This is a genomic window from Desulfobacter sp. UBA2225, from assembly GCF_002348205.1.
Taxonomy (GTDB): domain Bacteria; phylum Desulfobacterota; class Desulfobacteria; order Desulfobacterales; family Desulfobacteraceae; genus Desulfobacter; species Desulfobacter postgatei.
Window position 1 is genome coordinate 1 of sequence record NZ_DDYV01000346.1, and the last position, 7,345, is coordinate 7,345.

Consider the following 7,345-nt stretch of genomic DNA (forward strand, 5'->3'; position numbering starts at 1 on the left):
CCAGTGCGGATGTGGTGGTGATCGGGCTTATTGGGGAGCGGGGCCGTGAAGTCAAGGATTTTGTGGAGGAGACCCTGGGAGAAGAGGGGCTTAAACGGGCTGTCCTGGTGGCAGCCACATCGGATTCTCCACCGTTGACCCGCATGCGGGGCGCCTATCTGGCCACCACCATAGCCGAGTACTTCAGGGATCAGGGAAAGGATGTACTGCTCATGCTCGATTCCATTACCCGGTTTGCCATGTCCTCCAGGGATGTGGGCCTGGCTGCCGGTGAGCCGCCGACCACCCGAGGATATACCCCCTCTTTTTTTGTTCAGATTCCCATTCTTCTTGAACGTCCCGGAGTCCTTGAAAACGGCGGTTCAATAACAGGAATTTACACGGTTCTGGTGGAAGGCGATGACATGAACGACCCGGTGGGGGATACGGTTCGTTCCATAACGGACGGACATATTGTCTTATCCAGGGATCTTGCCAATCGTGGCCACTACCCGGCCATTGATGTCATGGCCAGTGTTTCCAGGGTCATGCGGGATGTCAGCAAACCCGACCACATGGCCATGCGGGACAAAGCCGTCAATATCATGGCGGCATATCGAAATGCAGAGGACATGATCAGCATCGGTGCTTATGTGGACGGCTCCGACCCCGATGTGGACCAGGCCAGGAAACTGATGCCCGGCATTAACCGGCTGTTGCGCCAGAATATTGGCCAAAAGATGGACATGCGGGCCAGTGTAGCCGGTCTGAAAAAAGCGCTGGAAATAAAGGACCCGCCGGCTGGAACAAAAAAGAATCAGGCCTAAGCCATGAAAAAATTTCAGTTCAGACTGCAAAGCCTTTTAAAGTATAAACGGCATCTTGAGCAGGTCGCCAAGCAGTCAATGGCACAGGCTGTGGCCGATCTCCTGGCCTGTGAACAGCATATAACGGAGTTGCAAAATGACAGAATAACGGCAACGGACCAGCTTGACGCCCTGGTGGAAAAAGGGATGGGTGCAGGTCAATTCAACCGGTACAGGCAATTTATTACAGCGGTTGATCAGATGATCATGCTTGAACACAGCAGAAAAACCGAACTTGAAAAGATTCTGGACGACAAGCGGAAGGCCCTTAAACAGAGAACCATTGAAAAAAAAGCCCTGGAGCGCTTACGGGAAAAACAGGCCCGGGAATATACCCATAAAATGCTCAGGGAAGAGCAAAAGAACCTGGATGAAATCACATCTTTGAGAACGGCCAGGAAGGTGAACAATGAACGCATTTAAACGCTGGATAAGCGGACTTTTGGTCAGTCTGCTTTTGGTAACGGCAGCCTTTATTGGTATTTCATATATACACGAGGAGCAACCGGCACCGGTTTGGGCAGAAGATAAACCGGAAAAGGTACCGCCTGACGGTGAAAAAGGCGAAGAAGCATCTTCACCATGCCCGGAATGCCCCGAGTGTCCAGAGTGTCCCGACCCTGCCAAGGTCGTTCTCCAGGGCCTTGAAGATAAGAAAAAAGCCGTGGCCGAGGCCAGTGAAAAACTTGCCAAGGAAAAAAAGGAATTAGAGATGTACGAAGCCCAGATTGACGAAAAACTGGCGTCTCTGACAGCCTTGAAAAAGCAGATTGAAGAGGATATGGCACGGCTTGAAGAAAAGAAAACTGCAAAAGAACGGGAAGAGGCTGCCGCATTTGAGGCAAAAATGAATCGTCTGGTGAAAATGTATGCCAGCATGAAACCCAAAGCAGCTGCAGAAATTGTCAACAAGATGGAAATTTCTGTTGCCTATGAAATATTTTTAAGAATGCGCGAGGTGTCCGCCTCCCAGATCCTGGCTTTTGTCGAGAAGGAAAAAGCCGCAAAAATCAGCGAACGCCTGGCCTTTAAAAAACGGGGATAATTTGCGGCACGACAGAAGAGATATTATTCTGTCGTGCCGAACACGGTTGTAACCACCGTTTCAAAAAACGCCTTGAATCGAAATCATCACTTTAATTTATACCTGTCACCAGGTTTGGGGATAAAGGCATTATATCCTTTTTCGTTGAGGCGACGGGCAAATGCTTCGCTCTGTTCAGCTTCACCATGGATAACGGCAATGTTTTTCACCCGAAGATTGGATCCGGCAACCACCTTCATCAGTTCATGGCGGTCTGCATGGGCGGAAAACCCGCCGATTTTTTCCACATGGGCCCTCAAGGGATAGGATTTCCCCAAAATTTTGACTTCCGGCGCCTTGTCTGCAGTCCTGTTTTCCTTCAGGCCCAGTTCTTCAATACGCCGACCCAGGGTGTGGTTGGCCATATACCCCACCATCAGGATGGTATGTTTGGGATTATGGATTTTATAACGCAGATGGTGAAGAATCCGGCCCGCCTCACACATGCCTGATGCCGAGATCACGATGTGCGGGGTGTCATCCTGGGTGACGCGCATGGACTCCTCCACGGACTCAACAAATTTAATATTTTTAAAATAAAAGGGATTGATACCTTTTTCCAAAAATATTTTATGGGTTTCCTTATCATAGGTTTCCGGATGTTCTCCAAAGACCTTTGTGATATTTGATGCCAGAGGACTGTCCACATAAACAGGCACTTTGGGAACAGCGCCTGAGTCATACAACTGGTGAAGAATGTAAATAAGCTCCTGGGTTCTGCCAAAGGCAAAAGAAGGAATCAGAAGAGAGCCCCCCCGGTCAATTGTCCGGATAAGGGTGTCTTTAAGTCGTCCGGAAAGATCCGCTACAGGGGAATGATCGCGGTCCCCGTAGGTACTTTCAATGATCATCAGGTCAATCTCCCTGTCCTCTTCATCAAATTCCAGGGTGGGATCTTTCAAAATGGGTTTTTCAAACCGGCCGACATCACCGGTAAAAAGTATCTTAAGGGGTTTGCCGCCGTTTTCCGGTTTCACAGTAATCAGAGAAAAGGCAGACCCGAGAATATGACCAGCCACGTAAAATTTCACAGTGGTTCCCGTACCGATCATCACTTCCGAGCCAAAAGGATATCCATCAATAAAAGAAAGGGACTCCATAGCATCTTCCTGGGTATACAGCGGCGTCACCATATCAAGGCCATGCTCCTTGTGAAGTGCGGCAATGGCCTCCACATTCAGTTCATGGGGGCTTGTTTTCAGCAAGTTTTTGATCCTGGCTTTTTCCTTGTTGGAAATCTGATGTTGGGTTTTGGACTGCTCAGCCTGATACAGAAACGCGCGCAGGGATTTATAGTTAAGATACAGGGCATCCGATTCCTGGATATGCCCTGAGTCCAAAAGCATGTAATCCAGAGCGTCTTTGGTGGGGCGGGTGGTGATGATCCGGCCGGAAAACCCATCTTTTGTCAACAGAGGAATCCGGCCGGAATGATCAATATGGGCGTGGGAAAGAACCATATTGGTGATCTGTGACCGGTTTATGGGAAAATTTTCATTTTTCTCCCGGCTCTCCTTTCTTCGGCCCTGGAACATGCCGCAGTCCAATAAAATCTTATCAACGCCTGTATCCAGCAGATGCATGGATCCGGTCACCTCGCCTGCAGCTCCGAAAAATCCAACTTCAACCATAGATTCGTCCTCTTCCTAAAAAAATGTTTGAGCTAAAACTTACCCAGAGGCAATGCGTAAAAAAATCTGCAACCGGAGGATACTCAAAGTATGTGAAGATTGCAGATTTCTGGAGCAACGCCGCAGATGGGTGAGTTTTCGCTCAAAAATCAGTTAAATAATTTTTTTAACAATGCTGTAGTCTGCTTCGCCGGATTCTCCCGGATAGCCTTTTCTTCCTTTGCCAGATAATAAAAAATGCCGTCCAGGGCTTGTTCAACAGTATAGTCAACCAGATTGCCCTTTACATCGGGAACCAGAGGCAGGGATTTATACTTTTCCATCATCTGGTTATAGGATTGAACTGCCCCGATCTCTTCGAGGCTATTCTCTATCACCGGGGTAAAGGCCTCGGTGAGATCGTCAGAGGTTTTTTCCTTGAAATACTGGGTAGCGGCATCATCTGCGCCATTAAGAATGCTTGTGGCATCATCAAAGGACATCTGGGAAATGGCATTTAAAAACAACGCCTTGGCCTTGGGTGTAGCCGCCTCGGCAGCCCGATTGAGTTTCAGTTCCAAATCTTTTGTATATGACCCCATCCCGGCCTTATCCATGAAGGTCTGCGCCTTGGAAAGATAGGAAGGCAAAGGGATATGAACGCTGGAATCGGAATTAAACCCGTTTTCAGTGCCCAACCGGCTGACAACGGTTCCGGCGCCTGTTTCCAGCGCTTCCTTAAGACCGGAGATGATTTCGCTGCTGGTCAGACTGCCGGCGCTTGAACTGGAACCATCAGAACTGTCACTGCGTTCACTACTGCCGCTCTTGTCCATGGATTTAATCAATGAAGCGCCCTGGTCCAGCAGAGAATTTCCGGCCAAAGTAGGCTCCTGAAACCCCAGAACAAAGGCAAAAACCATCGTTACGGCTGAAACGCTGATTCTTTTTTTACACATTTTAAACGCTTCTCCTATAACAGCCATGGGCTCGCCCTGGTCTATCGACTAGGCCCACCCCACAACAAAACCTAAGGTATTGATTAATGCCCATCCGAAAAATTTTTATTTCAGCTTTTTCCGGATGGGTACCCGTTCTATTTTTTTACCGATTAGGACAGGGCAGCGAGCGCAGATTCATAATCAGGTTCCTGTTTAATCTCAGGTACAAGCTGGGCATAAACCACTTCACCGACCGTATTGAGAACAACAACGGCCCGGGCCGTAAGGCCGGCCAGCGCCCCCTCCTGCATGGCCACACCATAGTCAAGGGCGAACTGCGGATTACGGAAGGCAGACGCGGTCACAACATTCTCGATGCCTTCGGCAACGCAGAACCGTTTGTGGGCAAAGGGCAGATCCCCTGAGATACAGAGGACAAACGTATTTTTTTTGGTACCGGCTGTTTCATTGAATTTACGAATAGCTGTGGCACATATGGGGGTGTCAAGGCTTGGAAAAATGTTGAGCACCACCTGTTTACCGGCATACGCAGAGAGTTTGACGTCTGACAAATCCTGTCCCACCAGGTTAAAATCTTTTGCCTTTTCACCGATTTTGGGAAAAGTACCTGCCAAAGTTACCGGATTTCCGCCAAGTGTAATAGATCCCATAAATGTTCTCCTTTTTTGGTTTCACGCGTCTTGTTTAAATGATCAAATATCGACCTGGGAAATTATGTATTATAATATCCGCCATCCCGCCCATTTGTAAAGAATAATGGCGTTCTGTGTTATTTCAAGTTTGCCCAGTCACATAAATTAAAGATGCAGACGCACTTTTTATAACGGCCGGTGGCAGTATGGGTGTCGATTCGAATTTGCCTGATTTCAGGGAAAATGAAGGTTTCTGGAAAGCTTATCCGCCCATAGCGAAACTGGGCAAATCGTTCAGTGAAATTTCATAACACATTGAAAACAAGAGACGTCAATGACCGGGATCAAAGTCCGGAAATAAAAGCCCGCCGGCCCGGGACGTTGCGCCACAGGTTCCGGCCACAGTTGGAGTATTTGTAGCTGCAGCGAAGACATTCGAGGTTTCCCTGGACGGGAGAGCATAATTGACAACCAGACTCTCATCATCCTGTTGCTCAACAGATACCGGGATACTGAATACTATCTCTTTTTCCTGGTTCGTTATCACGGGAAATCCATAATGCGTATTTTCATACTTGATGGGTTTTCCGGCGTCCAGGCGCCCCTGGACAAATTCATTATGAAAATCTATGCGTTGCTGAATGACCGATGAAAACTGGCCAAGCGAATTATTACATTTATCGTAAAAATTTTCCAAAAGATTGGGGTCGATTTCATATCCTGCACAATTGCGCCCGGCAGCCATGGCCGCAAGTATTGTGGTGCCCGTACCCAGAAACGGGTCCAGAACAAGATCCTGTTTCACGGAATACATGTTAATCAGGCGATAGGCCAGTTCAAAGGGGAAGGCACCGCTGCGGTTGCGGCTCTTTTGTTTTCCCATGGCCTGGCGGATGCCTTTAAGATCCATCCAGATGTCTGAAAACCACTGGTTGCGCTCTTCCCAGAAAAATGCGCTTTGTCGTCGGTTTTCCTTGCCGGCAGGAGAGGTAAATTCGCGTTTTCCCCCCTTTCTTAGAATAAGAATATATTCATGCTCTAACGTAACATAGGCCCCGGCCGGCAGCATGCCCGATCCCATGAACTTGTTGGGCGCATTGGTCTGCTTTCGCCATAATATGCAGGGCAAGGCGGTAAATCCTAATGCCTGGGCCGCATTTAATATTCTGGCATGGTTGGGGTAAAGGCCAAAATTATCCTCCAGGGTACGCGTGGCATCACCGATATTGATACAGGCAAATCCACCGGGTGAAAGTACCCGGAATACCTCTTTCCAGACCTGGTCCAGCACCTGGTGCATGAGTTCAAAGGCAAGGGCTCCATCCGATTTTTCAAGGGCTTTTTCTATTTTTCCGTCCTGGCGGCTAAAAATTTCATCCCACATCTCAATCATGGGATAAGGAGGCGATGTCACCACAAGACGGACACTGTGGTCAGCCAGCGCGGCCATTTTTGCGGCATTGCAGATATAGTGTTTATGGGTTGTTTTCATCTGTTTAAAAATTAAGCCGCGCCAAAAAGCGCGGGAATCAGAATTTTTAAGCCAAGAGCAATCAAAATGATTCCGCCTACAATCTCCATTCGGCTGCCGAGGGCCGCCCCCAGGCGTTTTCCGATGTATATGGCGGCTACGGACATGGCACAGGTAATGATACCAATAAGCGCTGAAGGGTACCAGATATTGACATCCATCACGGCCAGCCCCAGGCCGATGGCCAGGGCATCAATGCTGGTGGCAACACTGAGCATGACCATGGTAAAGCCCTTGGAAGGATCCCTGTGAAGGCACTCTTCGGCATGGGAGAAACCTTCCCAAAGCATGCGTCCGCCCACAAAGACCAAAAGACCAAAAGCGATCCAGTGGTCCACGGCTCGGACATATGACACAAATACGGTACCCAGAAACCACCCGACCACCGGCATCATGAACTGGAACAGACCAAAATGAAAGGCCAAACGGAACACGGCCCGCGGGCCTTGTGCATACCCGCAGGCCGCAGCAGCCATGGATACCGCCGAGGCATCCATGGCCAGTCCGATTGAAATGACAAAAATATCGAACAAATGCATTAAAATTCTTTCCGTACCGCAGCCATCTCCACCACCGGCAAAGGCCCGAGAGGCTCTCCGGGCAACTGATTAAGAATTTTCTGCGGCATGGACCGGTACAGCAGGCGTGCGGTCAATGTGTACCCGCGTCGGGGTGCGGGAT

The 7,345-nt window shown here is 49.0% G+C and carries 7 protein-coding genes and 1 pseudogene; 3 read left to right on the forward strand and 5 right to left on the reverse strand.

The window, feature by feature from the left end:
• The 3 genes and pseudogenes from fliI to B3D59_RS17990 form a co-directional block, all read left to right on the forward strand.
• Positions 1-806: pseudogene (gene fliI / locus B3D59_RS17980) on the forward strand (flagellum-specific ATP synthase FliI); the annotation flags it as partial.
• 3 nt (positions 807-809) lie between these two features.
• On the forward strand, positions 810-1,268 hold the full coding sequence (gene fliJ, locus B3D59_RS17985; protein ID WP_286822523.1) for a flagellar export protein FliJ: 459 nt from the start codon (positions 810-812) through the stop codon (positions 1,266-1,268).
• The gene (locus B3D59_RS17990) at positions 1,255-1,890 is read left to right on the forward strand and encodes a MotE family protein (RefSeq protein ID WP_286822524.1); all 636 of its coding nucleotides are present in this window, start codon (positions 1,255-1,257) and stop codon (positions 1,888-1,890) included. The genes fliJ and B3D59_RS17990 overlap by 14 nt, the downstream gene beginning before the upstream one ends.
• An 86-nt stretch (positions 1,891-1,976) precedes the next feature.
• On the opposite strand, the gene B3D59_RS17995 is transcribed toward B3D59_RS17990, so the two are convergent.
• The 5 genes from B3D59_RS17995 to B3D59_RS18015 all read right to left on the reverse strand — a co-directional run bounded on the left by B3D59_RS17995 (position 1,977) and on the right by B3D59_RS18015 (position 7,203).
• The gene (locus tag B3D59_RS17995; protein WP_286822525.1) at positions 1,977-3,560 is read right to left on the reverse strand and encodes an MBL fold metallo-hydrolase RNA specificity domain-containing protein; all 1,584 of its coding nucleotides are present in this window, start codon (positions 3,558-3,560) and stop codon (positions 1,977-1,979) included.
• A 149-nt stretch (positions 3,561-3,709) separates the two neighbouring features.
• The gene (locus B3D59_RS18000) at positions 3,710-4,498 is read right to left on the reverse strand and encodes a DUF4197 domain-containing protein (protein ID WP_286822526.1); all 789 of its coding nucleotides are present in this window, start codon (positions 4,496-4,498) and stop codon (positions 3,710-3,712) included.
• Positions 4,499-4,650: 152 nt separating this feature from the next.
• On the reverse strand, positions 4,651-5,151 hold the full coding sequence (gene tpx, locus B3D59_RS18005; RefSeq protein WP_286822528.1) for a thiol peroxidase: 501 nt from the start codon (positions 5,149-5,151) through the stop codon (positions 4,651-4,653).
• Between the two features lie 313 nt (positions 5,152-5,464).
• Positions 5,465-6,625: a DNA-methyltransferase gene (locus tag B3D59_RS18010; protein ID WP_286822530.1), complete on the reverse strand. Its 1,161-nt coding sequence runs from the start codon at positions 6,623-6,625 to the stop codon at positions 5,465-5,467.
• An 11-nt stretch (positions 6,626-6,636) separates the two neighbouring features.
• Complete coding sequence (locus B3D59_RS18015) at positions 6,637-7,203, reverse strand: manganese efflux pump MntP family protein (protein ID WP_286822532.1); 567 nt, start codon at positions 7,201-7,203, stop codon at positions 6,637-6,639.
• Between the last annotated feature and the right edge of the window lie 142 nt (positions 7,204-7,345).

Coding starts and splice junctions, on each gene's coding strand:
- fliJ (WP_286822523.1), top strand. CDS start 810: ATGAAAAAATTTCAGTTCAGACTGCAAAGCCTTTTAAAGTATAAACGG.
- B3D59_RS17990 (WP_286822524.1), top strand. CDS start 1,255: ATGAACGCATTTAAACGCTGGATAAGCGGACTTTTGGTCAGTCTGCTT.
- B3D59_RS17995 (WP_286822525.1), bottom strand. CDS start 3,560: ATGGTTGAAGTTGGATTTTTCGGAGCTGCAGGCGAGGTGACCGGATCC.
- B3D59_RS18000 (WP_286822526.1), bottom strand. CDS start 4,498: ATGTGTAAAAAAAGAATCAGCGTTTCAGCCGTAACGATGGTTTTTGCC.
- tpx (WP_286822528.1), bottom strand. CDS start 5,151: ATGGGATCTATTACACTTGGCGGAAATCCGGTAACTTTGGCAGGTACT.
- B3D59_RS18010 (WP_286822530.1), bottom strand. CDS start 6,625: ATGAAAACAACCCATAAACACTATATCTGCAATGCCGCAAAAATGGCC.
- B3D59_RS18015 (WP_286822532.1), bottom strand. CDS start 7,203: ATGCATTTGTTCGATATTTTTGTCATTTCAATCGGACTGGCCATGGAT.